The 14,123-nt window shown below is 52.3% G+C and carries 14 protein-coding genes; 6 read left to right on the top strand and 8 right to left on the bottom strand.

The genetic code is table 11. The annotated features are described in order from the left end of the window. The first annotated feature begins 62 nt into the window (after positions 1-62). From A7Z06_RS16510 to A7Z06_RS16485, 6 genes are read left to right on the top strand one after another with little or no spacing between them, the layout of a single operon-like run. Positions 63-1,226 carry a YhfX family PLP-dependent enzyme gene (locus A7Z06_RS16510; RefSeq protein ID WP_000497311.1) on the top strand — a complete coding sequence of 388 codons (1,164 nt, stop codon included), beginning with the start codon at positions 63-65 and terminating at the stop codon, positions 1,224-1,226. Beyond that, the gene (locus A7Z06_RS16505; RefSeq protein ID WP_000090656.1) at positions 1,227-2,453 is read left to right on the top strand and encodes a phosphopentomutase; all 1,227 of its coding nucleotides are present in this window, start codon (positions 1,227-1,229) and stop codon (positions 2,451-2,453) included. It begins immediately after the preceding gene. Continuing rightward, complete coding sequence (locus A7Z06_RS16500) at positions 2,450-3,328, top strand: phosphotriesterase-related protein (protein ID WP_000151145.1); 879 nt, start codon at positions 2,450-2,452, stop codon at positions 3,326-3,328. Before A7Z06_RS16505 ends, A7Z06_RS16500 begins: the two co-directional genes overlap by 4 nt. Before the next feature lie 10 nt (positions 3,329-3,338). Continuing rightward, positions 3,339-3,692, top strand: coding sequence for a DUF2620 domain-containing protein (locus A7Z06_RS16495; RefSeq protein ID WP_000719728.1), 354 nt, complete (start codon positions 3,339-3,341; stop codon positions 3,690-3,692). Between the two features lie 11 nt (positions 3,693-3,703). Then, a complete protein-coding gene (locus A7Z06_RS16490) occupies positions 3,704-5,008 on the top strand; it encodes a YhfT family protein (RefSeq protein WP_000366827.1) in 1,305 nt (434 codons plus the stop codon). Positions 5,009-5,019: 11 nt separating this feature from the next. Then, the gene (locus A7Z06_RS16485; RefSeq protein WP_000847119.1) at positions 5,020-6,105 is read left to right on the top strand and encodes an aminotransferase class I/II-fold pyridoxal phosphate-dependent enzyme; all 1,086 of its coding nucleotides are present in this window, start codon (positions 5,020-5,022) and stop codon (positions 6,103-6,105) included. A gap of 107 nt (positions 6,106-6,212) precedes the next feature. Here A7Z06_RS16485 and frlR read toward each other — a convergent pair whose 3' ends face one another. The 8 genes from frlR to nirC form a co-directional block, all read right to left on the bottom strand. Beyond that, complete coding sequence (frlR, locus tag A7Z06_RS16480) at positions 6,213-6,944, bottom strand: DNA-binding transcriptional regulator FrlR (protein ID WP_001276848.1); 732 nt, start codon at positions 6,942-6,944, stop codon at positions 6,213-6,215. 99 nt (positions 6,945-7,043) lie between these two features. Further along, positions 7,044-7,829: a fructoselysine 6-kinase gene (frlD, locus tag A7Z06_RS16475; RefSeq protein ID WP_085461327.1), complete on the bottom strand. Its 786-nt coding sequence runs from the start codon at positions 7,827-7,829 to the stop codon at positions 7,044-7,046. Continuing rightward, positions 7,829-8,656 carry a fructoselysine 3-epimerase gene (gene frlC, locus A7Z06_RS16470; protein ID WP_105279498.1) on the bottom strand — a complete coding sequence of 276 codons (828 nt, stop codon included), beginning with the start codon at positions 8,654-8,656 and terminating at the stop codon, positions 7,829-7,831. The genes frlD and frlC overlap by 1 nt, the downstream gene beginning before the upstream one ends. 50 nt (positions 8,657-8,706) lie before the next feature. After that, on the bottom strand, positions 8,707-9,729 hold the full coding sequence (gene frlB, locus A7Z06_RS16460) for a fructoselysine 6-phosphate deglycase (protein WP_000884080.1): 1,023 nt from the start codon (positions 9,727-9,729) through the stop codon (positions 8,707-8,709). 21 nt (positions 9,730-9,750) lie between these two features. After that, positions 9,751-11,088, bottom strand: a complete 1,338-nt coding sequence (frlA, locus tag A7Z06_RS16455) for a fructoselysine/psicoselysine transporter (protein WP_000535516.1) — start codon at positions 11,086-11,088, stop codon at positions 9,751-9,753. 295 nt (positions 11,089-11,383) lie between these two features. Further along, entirely contained in the window at positions 11,384-11,551 is a 168-nt protein-coding gene (locus A7Z06_RS16450) for a YhfL family protein (protein ID WP_001031834.1), read from the bottom strand. Positions 11,552-11,830: 279 nt separating this feature from the next. After that, on the bottom strand, positions 11,831-13,204 hold the full coding sequence (gene cysG / locus A7Z06_RS16445; protein ID WP_000349844.1) for a siroheme synthase CysG: 1,374 nt from the start codon (positions 13,202-13,204) through the stop codon (positions 11,831-11,833). An 18-nt stretch (positions 13,205-13,222) separates the two neighbouring features. Further along, entirely contained in the window at positions 13,223-14,029 is an 807-nt protein-coding gene (nirC, locus tag A7Z06_RS16440) for a nitrite transporter NirC (RefSeq protein WP_000493560.1), read from the bottom strand. Positions 14,030-14,123: the final 94 nt, after the last annotated feature.

The raw sequence follows: 14,123 nt of genomic DNA, 5'->3' as shown, positions 1-14,123 counted from the left end.
GCATATCTTAAATATTCAAAAAAATGAATATTTGACTCAAGGAACAGAAACGAGGCAACAAGATGTTTGTAGAAGCATTGAAACGCCAGAACCCGGCACTGATTTCTGCCGCACTAAACCTGTGGCAGCAGGGCAAGATAGCCCCGGACAGTTGGGTTATCGACGTGGATCAGGTACTGGAAAACGGTAAGCGGTTGATTGAGACGGCGCGGCTTTATGGTATTGAGCTGTATCTGATGACCAAACAGTTCGGTCGCAATCCGTGGCTGGCGGAAAAACTGCTGGCGCTGGGCTACAGCGGTATTGTGGCGGTGGATTACAAAGAGGCGCGAGTGATGCGCCGCGCAGGTTTGCCGGTGGCGCATCAGGGGCATCTGGTGCAAATCCCTTGTCACCAGGTCGCTGATGCCGTTGAACAGGGCACCGACGTCATCACCGTGTTTACCCTTGCCAAAGCGCGGGAAGTGTCTGCGGCAGCGGTGAAAGCGGGGCGGATTCAGTCTGTGCTGCTCAAAGTTTATAGCGACGATGATTTTCTTTATCCGGGACAGGAAAGTGGTTTTGCTCAACATTCGTTGCAGGAAATTGTCGCTGAAATCCAAAAACTGCCAGGACTCCATTTAGCGGGACTTACCCATTTCCCTTGCCTGCTATGGAATGAGAGTGCCGGGAAGGTTTTGCCGACGCCGAACCTCCAGACGTTGGTCAATGCCCGCAACCAGCTGGCGGAATCTGGTGTTGCTGTTGAGCAATTAAACGCGCCTTCAGCAACCAGCTGTACTTCACTGCCAATGCTGGCGGAATACGGTGTTACTCATGCCGAACCTGGTCATGCGCTGACGGGCACCATTCCGGCAAACCAACAGGGTGACCAGCCTGAACGCGTAGCCATGCTCTGGTTAAGCGAAATATCCCATCATTTTCGTGGCGATAGCTACTGCTATGGCGGCGGCTATTACCGTCGTGGTCATGCGCAACATGCGCTGGTGTTTACGCCAGAAAATCAAAGCATTACTGAAACATATCTCAACGCCGTGGATGACAGCAGCATCGACTACACCTTGCCTTTGGCGGGAGAGTTTCCGGTGAGTAGCGCGGTGGTGCTCTGTTTTCGTACACAAATTTTTGTTACCCGCAGTGATGTCGTGCTGGTGTCCGGTATTCAGCACAGAGCGCCGGAAATCGTAGGCCGTTATGACAGCCTCGGCAACCTTCTGGAGGCGTAAATGGCGCGATTTGTGGTGTTAGTGATTGATAGCTTCGGCGTGGGAGCAATGAAAGATGTCACGCGGGTACGCCCGCAAGATGCCGGAGCTAATACTTGCGGTCACATTCTTTGTGAGTTACCGCATTTACAACTGCCGATGCTGGAGACGTTAGGGCTTATTAATGCTCTGGGCTATGCCCCCGGAGATATGCAGCCATCGGATTCCGCAGTCTGGGGTGTGGCGGAACTGCAACATGAAGGTGGCGATACCTTTATGGGACATCAGGAAATTTTAGGTACACGACCACTGCCGCCGCTGCGGATGCCCTTTCGTGATGTTATTGACCGTGTTGAGCAAGCATTAATTACTGCGGGCTGGCAAGTAGAGCGCCGTGGCGATGAGTTGCAGTTTCTGTGGGTTAACCAGGCCGTGGCAGTTGGTGACAATCTCGAAGCGGATTTAGGCCAGGTCTATAACGTTACCGCCAATCTCTCCGTAATACCGTTCGATGAAGTCATCAAAATAGGTCGTGTGGTGCGTGAGCAAGTTCAGGTTGGCAGAGTGATCACATTTGGGGGGCTGTTAGCGGACAGCCAGCGCATTCTTGATGCCGCAGAAAGCAAGGAAGGACGTTTTATTGGCATCAATGCGCCGCGTTCTGGCGCTTATGACAACAGCTTCCAGGTCGTGCATATGGGCTACGGTGTCGATGATAAAGTGCAGGTGCCACAAAAACTGTATGAAGTGGGCGTACCAACCGTGCTGGTGGGGAAAGTGGCGGATATTGCCAGCAATCCTTATGGCGTGAGCTGGCAAAACCTGGTGGATAGCCAGCGGATTATGGATATCACCCTCGACCAGTTTAACGCTCATCAGACCGCGTTTATTTGCACCAATATCCAGGAAACCGATCTTGCCGGTCATGCAGAAGACGTCGCACGTTATGCCGAACGTTTGCAGGTCGTTGACCGTAACCTTACTCGCCTTGTTGAGGCGATGCAGCCGGATGATTGCCTGATCGTGATGGCTGATCACGGTAACGACCCGACCATTGGACATAGCCACCATACCCGCGAAGTGGTGCCGGTACTGGTTTATCAGCAAGGGCTGGTTGCAACTCGTCTGGGGGTTTGTTCCACGCTCTCTGACGTAGGAGCCACAGTATGTGAATTTTTCCGCGCATCGCCGCCACAAAACGGCACTTCCTTTTTATCGTCCTTTCGCTTTCAGGGTGACTCTTTATGACCATCGACTCGACCGGCTACACCCTTGCCCATGAGCATCTGCATATTGATCTCTCCGGCTTTAAAAACAACGTAGATTGCCGCCTTGATCAATATGCGTTCATTTGTCAGGAGATGAACGACCTGATGGCGCAGGGCGTGCGTAATGTGATTGAGATGACCAACCGCTACATGGGGCGCAATGCGCAATTCATGCTTGATGTGATGCGCGAGACGGGGATCAACGTGGTGGTCTGTACCGGTTATTACCAGGACGCGTTTTTCCCGGAACATGTGGCGACCCGTAGCGTGCAGGAACTGGCGCAAGAGATGGTCGATGAAATTGAACAGGGTATCGATGGCACCGACCTGAAAGCCGGGATCATCGCAGAGATTGGTTCCAGCGAAGGAAAGATTACGCCGCTGGAAGAGAAGGTGTTTATTGCCGCCGCGCTGGCGCATAACCAGACCGGATGTCCGATCTCCACGCATACCTCTTTTAGCACGATGGGGCTGGAACAACTGGCGCTACTGCAAGCCCACGGAGTTGATCTTTCGCGCGTCACCGTTGGTCACTGCGATCTGAAAGACAACCTCGACAACATTTTGAAGATGATCGATCTCGGCGCGTATGTGCAGTTCGACACCATTGGCAAGAACAGTTACTACCCGGACGAAAAGCGTATTGCGATGCTTCATGCACTACGCGACCGTGGGTTGCTTAACCGCGTCATGCTGTCGATGGATATCACGCGTCGCTCTCATTTAAAAGCCAACGGTGGTTATGGCTATGACTATTTATTTACCACCTTTATTCCGCAATTGCGCCAGTCAGGATTCAGTCAGGCCGATGTGGATGTGATGTTACGTGAAAATCCCTCTCAATTTTTCCAATAAGGACAGACTCATGAAAAAGATTGGCGTTGCAGGCTTACAGCGTGAGCAGATTAAAAAAACTATTGAAGCGACGGCTCCTGGCTGTTTTGAAGTTTTCATTCATAACGACATGGAAGCGGCAATGAAAGTGAAATCCGGGCAACTGGATTACTACATCGGCGCGTGTAATACCGGTGCGGGTGCGGCATTGTCGATTGCCATCGCGGTGATTGGCTATAACAAAAGTTGCACTATTGCCAAGCCGGGCATTAAAGCGAAAGACGAACATATCGCCAAAATGATCGCCGAAGGGAAAGTGGCGTTTGGGCTTTCCGTTGAGCACGTCGAACATGCGATTCCGATGCTGATTAACCATCTGAAATAAAAGGCACGACTATGGATCTGTATATCCAGATTATCCTGGTGGCGTGCCTGACCGGTATGACATCATTTCTGGCGCATCGCTCGGCGGCTGTTTTCCATGATGGTATTCGCCCGATCCTGCCGCAACTGATTGAAGGCTATATGAACCGTCGCGAGGCGGGGAGTATCGCTTTTGGTCTGAGCATTGGTTTTGTGGCCTCGGTGGGGATCTCTTTTACCCTGAAAACCGGCCTGCTCAATGCATGGCTGCTTTTTCTTCCTACCGATATTCTCGGCGTACTGGCGATAAACAGCCTGATGGCGTTTGGTCTTGGCGCGATCTGGGGGGTACTGATCCTCACCTGCCTGTTGCCGGTAAACCAGTTGCTGACTGCGCTGCCGGTAGATGTATTAGGTAGCCTTGGGGAACTCAGCTCGCCGGTGGTTTCTGCTTTTGCGCTGTTCCCGCTGGTGGCGATTTTCTACCAGTTTGGCTGGAAGCAAAGCCTGATCGCCGCTGCCGTCGTGCTGATGACCCGTGTGGTAGTAGTGCGCTATTTCCCACATCTCAATCCGGAATCCATCGAAATCTTTATTGGCATGGTAATGCTGCTGGGGATCGCGATAACTCACGACCTGCGTCATCGTGATGAAAATGACATCGATGCCAGCGGGCTTTCGGTGTTTGAAGAACGCACGTCGCGGATTATCAAAAACTTACCGTATATCGCCATCGTGGGAGCATTGATTGCTGCCGTTGCCAGCATGAAGATTTTTGCCGGTAGCGAAGTTTCTATTTTCACCCTTGAGAAAGCGTACTCCGCAGGCGTAACGCCGGAACAATCGCAAACGCTGATTAATCAGGCGGCACTGGCGGAATTTATGCGCGGGCTGGGTTTTGTACCGTTGATTGCCACCACCGCGTTAGCCACTGGTGTGTATGCGGTTGCGGGCTTTACCTTTGTTTATGCGGTGGGCTATCTCTCGCCGAATCCGATGATTGCGGCGGTATTAGGCGCCGTAGTTATTTCGGCGGAAGTCCTGTTACTTCGTTCGATCGGCAAATGGCTGGGACGCTACCCGTCAGTGCGTAATGCGTCGGATAACATCCGTAACGCCATGAATATGTTGATGGAAGTGGCGCTGCTGGTCGGCTCGATTTTCGCGGCAATCAAAATGGCAGGCTATACCGGATTCTCCATCGCGGTTGCCATTTACTTCCTCAACGAATCTCTCGGTCGTCCGGTACAAAAAATGGCGGCACCAGTGGTGGCAGTAATGATTACCGGTATTCTGCTGAATGTACTTTACTGGCTTGGCCTGTTTGTTCCGGCTTAAGGAATGCACTTATGAAGACGTTTCCTCTGAAAAGTCTGACCATTGCTGAAGCGCAGCAGAAGCAGTTTGCGCTGGTGGATAGCATTTGTCGCCATTTTCCTGGTAGCGAATTTCTTACCTGGGGTGATTTGGGATTAACGCCGGGGCTGAATCAGCCTCGCATTACCCAGCGTGTGGAGCAGGTGCTGGCAGATGCGTTTCATGCGCCAGCGGCGGTGCTGGTGCAAGGCGCTGGCACAGGAGCGATTCGTGCCGGGCTGGCGGCTTTGCTTAAACCAGGGCAGCGTCTTCTGGTGCATGACGCGCCCGTTTATCCGACGACACGCGTCATCATTGAACAGATGGGGCTGACGCTTATTACTGTTGATTTCAATGACCTGTCGGCACTTAAGCAGGTCGTAGACGAGCAACAACCTGATGCGGCGCTGGTGCAGCATACGCGCCAGCAGCCGCAGGATCGCTACATTCTGGCAGAGGTGCTGGCAACGTTGCGCTCGGCTGGCGTTCCTGCGTTAACCGATGATAACTATGCGGTAATGAAGGTGGCGCGAATCGGCTGCGAATGCGGGGCGAATGTCTCGACATTTTCCTGCTTCAAGCTATTTGGGCCAGAGGGTGTTGGTGCGGTGGTAGGCGATGCCGACGTTATCAACCGTATTCGCGCTACGCTCTATTCCGGCGGTAGTCAGATCCAGGGCTCTCAGGCGCAGGATGTCTTGCGTGGGCTGGTTTTCGCGCCGGTGATGCATGCGGTACAGGCGGGCGTTTCTGAACGGCTGCTGGCTTTACTTAACGGCGGCGCGGTGCCGGAAGTTAAAAGTGCCGTCATTGCCAATGCGCAGTCGAAGGTGTTGATTGTGGAGTTTCATCAGCCGATTGCCGCCAGGGTGCTGGAAGAAGCGCAGAAACGCGGTGCGTTACCGTATCCGGTGGGCGCGGAGTCGAAATATGAGATCCCGCCGCTCTTTTATCGCCTTTCCGGAACGTTTCGCCAGGCGAATCCGCAATTAGAACATTGTGCGATTCGCATTAATCCGAATCGTAGTGGTGAAGAGACGGTGCTGCGGATTTTGCGTGAGAGTATTGCCAGTATTTAATGCTGGATAGCACCGTTCGGCAATCAAGCTAAATTCAGCGCCGGACGGTTCCCTCAACGCGCCAGCATCGCCGGATGCGATGCTGGCGCATCTTATCTGGCCTACGGTTAATGTCTTTTATTATCAATCGTTAAGGTGATGCGATTGGCGCGGCAGAAGAGTTCGGAGACGTGCACCGGTTTGTCATTCTGATCAAAGGCGATTTTGCTGATGCGAAACAAGGGTTCGCCCAGTTCACACTTCAGCCATTTTGCCTGCGCGCGCGTAGCGGCAAAGATATCAATGGTCTTTTTGTCGCTGACCACTCGCGTGTCAAAACGCTCTTGAAATAACTGATAGGTGGAGCTGCCTTCGACATAAATCGCATCAAAATCAGGATAACGTGACAATGGGATCCACGAGCTATCAATAAACAGCGGCTCTTTATCAAGATACATCACCCGGCTGAGACGGAACACTTTGCTGTTGCCAGGAATATTCAGCTTCTCGCAAAACGGCGCGGCGCTGACCTGCTCTTGCTCGATCACTTTCTCTTTCGTCGGTTTACCTTGCGAAACACCAAAGTCGGTAAAGCCGCTAACGGTCAGCAGGGCGTTTTCAACTTTCTGACTTTGCACAAAGGTGCCTTTACCCTGCCAGCGGATCAGTATACCGTCCGACACTAAGTCGCTGATGGCTTTACGAATGGTGATGCGGCTGACGTTGTACTGCGTACACAGCTCGTTTTCAGTTGGGATCTGTTGCCCAGCCTGGTAAACTCCCTGCGCGATATCATCCAGCAGCCGCTGGCGGACGGTGGCATAGAGCAGTTGATGAGAGTAGCGGTCCGTAGCTGACATAATCGACCCTGAAATAAAGAATGAATTACACGGATTATAGGGTCGTTTTCCGGCAAGTAACAGCACGTTGGCGTGAAGATCCTCACGCCAACGTTATGCCTACCAGGCACCGTGATACTGAATGGTTTGCGCTGCACACGCCGTTCCCTGCGCCATCGCCTGTGGTAATGTCATCCCCGCAGACCAGCCGCAAAGGAATCCGGCAATGAACGAATCTCCGGCACCCATGGTGTCGATAACCGTCACCGGTTCAGGAGACTGACGCCAGAACTGTTCGCCATCCCAGGCAATGCTGCCGTTTTCGCCCAGCGTGACAATCACTGTTCCTGCGCCACGGGCAACAATCGCCTTCATCTTCAGACGTAACGCTTCGTCTTCTTGCGGTGCGGAGGCAAAGGCAAAATCGAGATGCGGCACCAGTGTCTGCCAGAGCGGGCTGTCCCACTTGTCGGAGAAGTCGAAAGCGGTAAGTTTGCCCGCTGCGTGCAGGTGCGGGAATGCGTCCTCCGCATGTCCCCAGATTGCCGCGTGCACAATGTCATACTGCGCCAGCCAGGCGTAATCCTCTTCGCTCAGGGCAAAGTCGGCCATCACGCCTTCGGTGTAGTCGCCAAAAACGCGATCGTTGTCGTGCAGTTCCACCTGAGTTTGTGCGGTAACGCCGTGTTTCGTATGGACATGGCTGATATCGACGCCCATGCGGGCAATATCCTGCTTCAGCGTTGTACCGTAGTCATCATCGCCCACCCAGGTAATGCATCCTGGCTTTATGCCGTAGCGAGTGCAATACACCGCCACGTTCACCGCATTACCGCCAGAAAATGCTTTATTCAGTTGCGGGTAAATGTCGACGCAGTTATCGCCGATTGTCGCCAGGGTTTTCATCACGCATCCTCCGGCAGCAGCGCGCGAAAGCGTTCCAGCGCCTGGCGGGCGTAGAGTCTGGGTTCGTTCATATACATCGTCACCAGTTCCACCGTACAGTAACCGTCATAACCTCTGTCGATGATATCGCGCATCAGCTCCCGCAACGGCATTTTGCCTTCACCGGGGATGTAATGGGTGTCGCTGGCTCCGTCGCTGTCGACAATATGCAGATGACGCAGTTTATCGCCCAGTTTGTAGAAATAACTCATCACCGGCTCTGCCTGGACATACGGCGCGCAGATGTCGACCATGCTGAACAGACGCGGCGAAGGCACCAGCGCCAGCGCATGAAGCACATCGTTGGCGTTACACACGACGTTCGATTCATACGGCGTTAACGGTTCGAGGATCAAATCCATACCGATGTTTTCCGCGTACTCGCACAGTTCGCTTAAGTTCTCTGCCAGCCGCCCCCAGATAACATCAGGCGGCGTGAGATAACCCGCGTGAGCCGCAGAAATCAGCGTATAACCGGCGTTCATCTCTTTCGCCATATCCATCGCCAGCTTGATCATGTCGAGGCTTTCGCGACGCATATGCTCATCGCCCAGCATCATGTTATACGGATAACCATTGGTTTCTGGCGTGTAACCGATAATCGGCATCTGATACGTCTGCGCCAGTGCCTTAATGTGTTTGATGCCGCCTGCTTTTAAGTCCGGCGCGAAGGCATGCGGACGCCCGCCCCAAATTTCAATGCCATCGTAACCCAGCTCGCTTGCGTCACGGAATGCGTGTTCAATAGGCAGCCGCTGGTGGCCGCAGGTAAACATACCTGTTTTCATCGGATAACTCCTTGCGTAAATCCGGCCCGTTGCCAGGCCGGGAGAGGGGATTAATATTCCACCAGACCACCGTAATAGCGGCGTTCATCCGGGTTGTGATCTTTGTAAATAGACAGGTAGTAGCAGAGCCACTCCATCGGCACGAACATCAGGAACGGCGCCAGCCACGGATGTAGCCCTTGCGAAATTTCGGCGTAATCGATGACGATCACGTTGTCGGTACGCTGTTTGACAAAGTTAATGGCGCGTTCGGTGGTACGGCGGCTTTCGTCATTGCCGAGCAGGAACAGGAATGGAACGCCCGGTTCAACAATCTCCAGCGGGCCGTGGCGGAACTCACCGCTCTCAATCACACAGCCGTGGGTCCAGGTAAATTCCATCAGCGTTACAATGCCTTCTTTGTAACCCAGCGGACGCAGCGGTCCCGCAGAAACCGTGTAAATCATCGGCCACTGGCTGGCCTGTTCACCGAGCTGGCGACCTTTCTCTTCCCATGTACGCACCAGATGACCGAGCGCATCCGGCAATTGCTTAAGATCGTTTTTGATCTTGCCAATTTCCGCGTTTGGCGCGAGGCGGGTGATCATCTCCAGCACCACGCTGTAGCAGAGCAGCAGGTGAATTTCCCAGATGCAGTCGGCCTGATAATCAATGGTAAACTCTGCCGCCGAAGTAATCGGGCTGTCCGCGCGTTTGGTGAACGCCGCAGTGAGTGCACCGCAGGCCCGGCCCAGTTCCAGCGCCTTGATTACCTCTTCGGTTTTACCGTAGTCAGAAACGCCAATCACTGCACAACGATCGTCGAGGCGATGCGGGGTGTTATCGCAGAACTCCCAGCCGGAAATAGCGTAGACCTGAAGATCGGAAAAACGATCCGCCAGATGTTTCGCCGTTTGCGCCGCGTTGAGCGGCGATCCGCAGGCAACGAAATAAATACGATCAATGTCGCGCTTCACCATCTCTTCCACGATGGTATGTACCAGCGGAACGTCATGGGTGAGTACTTTTTCTACTTCCTGAACCATATTTTCGGTGACCAGAAAGTCCACGGTGCTTTTATCAATATCTAACATTTCACTTTTCTCCAGATAACATTACGACAAAGCATTTAGCTGGCGGCTCCGCTTCGCCCAGAAGGCGTAAGCAGGCAGACCAGTAGCAATAACGATGACGGCGCAGATAAGGCCGGGAATAGGTGCCCAGACAAAAGTTGAGGCAACCAGAATGAGGCTTGATGCAATGGCGAGGGTAGTCATCAGCCCGAAAGCCGGAGTACGCCACAGCGGTTTGTAATCGTCGCGTTTACGACACCAGATGATGGAGCCGAAGGTGAGGGTGTTTTTGAAACACATCACCAGCGTGAAGTAGCCCAGCAGGCTGGTGAGATCGGAAACGAAGATGAAGAAGATCCCAAGCGCCCCTTGCAGGATGATGGAAACATCTGGCGTGTTGTATTTCGGATGCACATGCCCGAAGCATTTGAAGAATAAATTGTCTTTCGCCATTGCGTATTCCAGGCGCGGCTGGTACATCACGCAACTGGAAAGCGAGCCGAGAATGACGATCATCGCCGTGACGGCAACGAAGATCCCGGCGGTGCTGCCGAGTGCGGGGATCCAGGTCAGGGCGTCGGAAATCGGCGTTTCAGAGTTGGCGAGTTTATCGAAGGGCATCAGCCCGGAAATCACCAGCGCCAGCAGGGTGTAAAGCACTAAAACCAGCAGGCAGGAGCCAATCAGCGCTCGCGGCATGGTTTTGCCGGGGTTTTTGATTTCACCAGTCATATAGCAGATGGAGGCCATGCCGGTATACGACCAACTGGTGGCAGATATCCCCGCCAGTAGCGCCATAAAGCTGCCCGTCGCGCCAATCGAGGTGGTGGAAGGGGCGGTAAAATTCTCCGCTTTAAACCAGAAGATCCCAAGGCCAATGACGATAGTGAACGGGATAATTTTGGCGATGGTAATCAGCGTCTGAAACGCTGCGCCGCCTTCGACGGATCGCAGATGCAGCAGCATAAAGGCGATAATTAACCCGGCGGCGATAAATTTACCGAGCAGAGGATCGATAGGCGTTAAAAAGCCAAGATTGCTGACAATCGCCAGCGCCATGATTGACAGTGAAGGCGCATCGTTGGCCCAGAAGCTGGCCCAGCCGGAGAGAAAAGCCAGCGGTCGGCTACCGGCATTTTTTAAATAAACATAATCTGCGCCATTTTCCGGATAAGCGGTTGATAGCTCCGCATAGACGCACATTTGCGGGATCACAATTAACCCGCCGATGACAAAAGCGAGCACCGTCAACCACGGCGTTCCCGCCGCTTTAGCGACTTCACCCACGGAGACGAAAATACCGGAGCCGACGGTTGTCCCGACGGCGATTGCAAGAACGGCCCAAAATCCGAGCTTGCGTTGGAGTTCCTGGCTTCCCATAGCGATACCTTTTTCTTGTCCAACACGTTGTAGGGGAGAGTTTGCAGTCATTTAAAAGGTAACATGACAATGCATGATGAATATAACAACATATAATGTTGTGTATTGTGGAGGAAGATCACAAAATTTTGCACAGGATCGTGTTGTGGCGGGAGTGAATGACTATCGCATTGAAATTAAAATGAAATTATTTTTACAGGCAGGGGGAAAGAAGGGCATAGAAACAAATACGCCCTCGGGGGATCCAGAGGGCGTCAGGCAATTAAACCGACATTAACCGATTTCTATTAAGAGATTACTGTGCAGTAGGACCGCAGCCGCCAATGATTTTAGAAATAGAAATTGCCGGGTGCAGCAGGTAGTCGTAAGAGCAGTTTTTATCACGGTTTTCGATATGACCAGTACATGCAGTCAATGTAGCCAGTACCGCACCTACCAGTGCTACTTTAATAAATTTGTTCATTTTCATTCCCTATGTAAAATATATCGAGTAATATTCATTAATTATATGAATATAAGCAAACAGCTCGTTAGAGACAATACAGGAATATCTATTACACGTCAGTGAGTGGGCTATTAATATTTCGATTATATTTGTAAGCCCCTGTAACTGTAGGTAGTTATTAAAATAAGGAATTAGTTAAAAAGTTGTTTTATGTCTACTGAAGATAAAAATTAATATGGTGATTATTGTAAATAAAAAAAGGTCAGAAATATCTGACCTTAATTAAATTTGTTTAAATTAATGGTTTGAGAACCAGTTTAATTTATCGCGCAAACCAACAACCCGGCCAATAATAATTAATGATGGGCTGTTCATTTGCTGCGCCAGATCGCCCAGCTGCGCGAGCGTACCGTCAATCACGCGTTGCGTAACCGCCGTCCCGTTTTCGACAATCGCCACTGGCATTTCGCCTGGCATTCCGTGTTCAATCAATTTTTGCTGAATGGTCGCAGCCTGATTTAGTCCCATATAGAATACCAGCGTCTGTTTTTCTGCTGCCAGGTTTTCCCAGTCCAGCTCACCACCGGTTTTTAAGTGTCCGGTAATTAAGCGTACGCTCTGAGCATAATCGCGATGCGTAAGTGGAATACCCGAATAAGCAGAGCAACCAGAAGCTGCAGTAATACCCGGAACTACCGAGAACGGAATACCCGCGTTGCACAGTGTTTCCAGCTCTTCGCCACCACGGCCAAAAATAAACGGATCGCCGCCTTTCAGACGCACCACGCGTTTGCCTTTTTGCGCTTCCCGCAGCAGGATCTGGTTAATCTCTTCCTGGGGTACGCAGTGGTATCCCGCGCGTTTGCCGACGAAAACGCGATCAGCATCGCGGCGTACCAGATTCATAATATCGTCAGAAACCAGACGGTCGTAGACCACCACATCTGCCTGCTGAATTTGTTGCAGACCCTTCAGTGTCAGCAGCCCGGCATCGCCTGGACCTGCACCAACCAGCACCACTTCACCGCGATGATCGAGCGGTTCATTGATTAACTGTTCGGTCGTTTCAGTAATGGCTTTCTGATCGTTGTTTGCCAGCGACTGTGCCAGACGGTCATTAACGAACAGTTTTTCCCAGAAACGGCGACGTTCACCCATTGTAGCGAACTGCTGTTTTACCCGACCACGTAACTGCCCGGCATATTTCGCCACCTGACCCAGATGCAGCGGCAGCAGTGATTCAAGTTTTTCACGCAACAGGCGCGCCAGAACCGGAGAGGTGCCGCCAGAGGAGACCGCTACCATGAGCGGTGAGCGGTCAATAATTGACGGCATAATAAAGCTGGCGGCTTTCGGCGCATCGACCACGTTACAGAAGATGCGACGAGCTTCAGCGGTTTCACTGACGCGCTGGTTAAGCGCGTCATCATCCGTCGCAGCAATCGCCAGCCAGCAGGAGTCGAGAAGGCTTTCATCAAATGGCCCTTCGACGAGGGTTAACATGCCTGCATCTGCCCATGCGGTGAACTGTGGAATAAACGCTAATGCATTCACCGTTAAGCGAGCGCCCGCGTCTAACAGCAACCTTGCTTTGCGTTCCGCAACATCACCACCGCCGACAATCAGACAGTCGCGATCGCGTAATTGGCAAAATATAGGCAAATGATCCACGTAAAAACCCCTTACTGATTAACCTGCAGCCGTTTCAGTTTGATTAAATTTGTCCGCAACCGGACGATTCGCTTTCGGCGTAGCATACCAATAACCCAATCCCATGAATACGGCGCCCGATAAAGTATTACCCAGCGTCACCCACAGCAGGTTATGCCCAATACCTGCCAGCGTGTAGGCTTCGCTGTGGTTGCCGAACCAGGAGAGCGCGAACAGCGTCATGTTAGCGATGGAGTGCTCATAGCCAGACGCGATAAATGCCAGCAGACACCACCAGATAGCGATAAATTTCGCCGCCCCTTCAGTGCGCAGCGCCATCCAGATAGCCAGGCAAACCAGCCAGTTACACAATGCGCCTTTGAAGAACAGTACCATTGCCGGTGCAGTGGTTTTAGCCAGCGCGACGGAGTGAACGATGCTGGTATCTACCGGCAGCAGGCTACCGCCGCCCCAGCTATAAAGCATGGCAACGAAGATGGAACCTACCAGGTTACCCAGCCAGGTTTGCGGCAGGATTGCCCACATTTGCCCGTGGCTAATGGTGCCCGCTTTCACCCCAAAGGTGAGGAACATGGTGTGTCCGGTGAACAGTTCAGAACCGGCGATAATTACCAGCGTTAAGGCGATACCAAAGGTCGCGCCCATCACCAGAGGACGAACAGATGGATCGAGCAGGTTACCGAGCGTGAAAATCAGGATGATCCCAAGACCCACATACGCGCCCGCCATGGCGGAGCTGACCCAAAAGCCGAGCGGGTTATTTGCCGACAGGCGTGCAATGCGCGCAGCGTTAGCCGCACACTTATTAATAGTGTCTGTAAACATTTGATTATCCTTTAAAAAATAAAACAAAAAATAAAACAAAAAGTTTAAAAAATGTCCTGCAATATACCGAAGGTTATTACAGGACCATGCAAAA

The sequence above is a fragment of the Escherichia sp. MOD1-EC6819 genome (genome assembly GCF_002965765.1).
Taxonomy (GTDB): domain Bacteria; phylum Pseudomonadota; class Gammaproteobacteria; order Enterobacterales; family Enterobacteriaceae; genus Escherichia; species Escherichia ruysiae.
Note: the sequence above shows the minus strand (reverse complement) of the source record. Positions and strands in the feature narration are given on the sequence as shown.